A 1,329-nucleotide genomic window follows, 5' to 3' on the forward strand; every position below is an offset into this window, starting at 1 on the left:
CTATAAATGAGCAAGTTCGTGATTTTGCATAAAAGAAAGACACCTCGATTCCATGTGTTGTATAATGAAAGTGCCAAAACAAACATTTGCAACATTTACGAAAGAAGGTGTCTCTCGCAAATACTATACATCATTCCTCATTCATATACAACCAGTTTAAAAAATTAAACTTATGCAAATTTTATTCGAACCGAGTAATAAACCATCTTATGAGTATCCTAATCAGTATTTTCATTTTAGGATATCATGGAAAAACTACGGACTTTGCTAAAAACAGTTCCTGCCACAGAACTACGATTGCCCATTTTCTCAATTCCGGAAAATGGGATGATTCATTACTTTCAGATACGTTAAAATGCTCTGTCATTGAGATTATTTATTCAGAAGCAGCACGCACCGGAAAGCCTGTTCTCTGTATTGTGGACGATACGATTGCTTCAAAGACAAAGCCTTCGTCACGGGCTTTACATCCGATTGAAGATGCGTATTTTCACCAATCCCATTTAAAGGGAAAACAGGATTACGGGCATCAGGCAGTTGCTGTTATGCTTTCCTGCAATGGCATTGTTCTGAACTATGCTTTTGTAATGTACAATAAGTCAATTTCCAAGATTGACATTGTACAAAGCATTGCAAAGGAGCTGCCTGTTCCACCGGTAATGTCCTATTTTCTTTGCGACTGCTGGTATGTTTCTGAAAAGATAATCAATACCTTTGCACAGAGAGGGTTCCATACCATCGGTGCTTTGAAAACAAACCGTTTGCTGTATCCATCGGGAATGAAAAAGAAACTTCGTGAACTGGCCGCCGAATTGTCTGTTACACATCGTGAATTTGACCTTGTGACAGTCAAAAAACGAAACTATTATGTGTACCGGTACGAGGGAAACCTCAACGGCATAGAAAATGCGGTAGTTCTTTTGAGTTATCCGGAAAAAGCATTTGGTAATCCCAAAGCATTGCGTGCTTTCATCAGTACAAACGCAGCCCTGTCTACACAGGAGATTCTTTCCTGGTATGTGTGTCGATGGCCGATTGAAGTATTTTTCCGCCAGTGTAAGGATAAACTGGCACTGGACAGCTATCAGATACGCTCTGCACAGGGAATCAAAAGGTACTGGCTGCTTATGTCACTGGCACATTTCATGTGTGCAGTGGGTACTGGTAGGTTCTGTTCGTTTGAAACTGGATATCACGAAATCTGTGATACCATTCAGCTGGAAAAGTATCGTTATCTTTTTCAATGCGCAAAGGAAAGCAATGATTTTGATTCATTTATGAAATTCGCAGTGTAGTTTTGTGCAATTTTTCAAATTTGCTCATTTATAG

Annotated in this window: 1 protein-coding gene; it reads left to right on the top strand. The window is 39.4% G+C overall.

What is annotated here, in order from left to right; all coding sequences use genetic code 11:
• The first annotated feature begins 209 nt into the window (after positions 1-209).
• Positions 210-1,295 carry an IS701 family transposase gene (locus NE638_RS17755; RefSeq protein WP_173746858.1) on the top strand — a complete coding sequence of 362 codons (1,086 nt, stop codon included), beginning with the start codon at positions 210-212 and terminating at the stop codon, positions 1,293-1,295.
• Positions 1,296-1,329 lie beyond the last annotated feature (34 nt).

The organism is Blautia sp. MSK.18.38 (assembly GCF_024460535.1).
Taxonomy (GTDB): domain Bacteria; phylum Bacillota; class Clostridia; order Lachnospirales; family Lachnospiraceae; genus Blautia_A; species Blautia_A fusiformis.

Bases quoted from the DNA above. Each gene is read 5' to 3' on its own strand.
- NE638_RS17755 (WP_173746858.1), top strand. From the start codon at position 210: ATGAGTATCCTAATCAGTATTTTCATTTTAGGATATCATGGAAAAACT.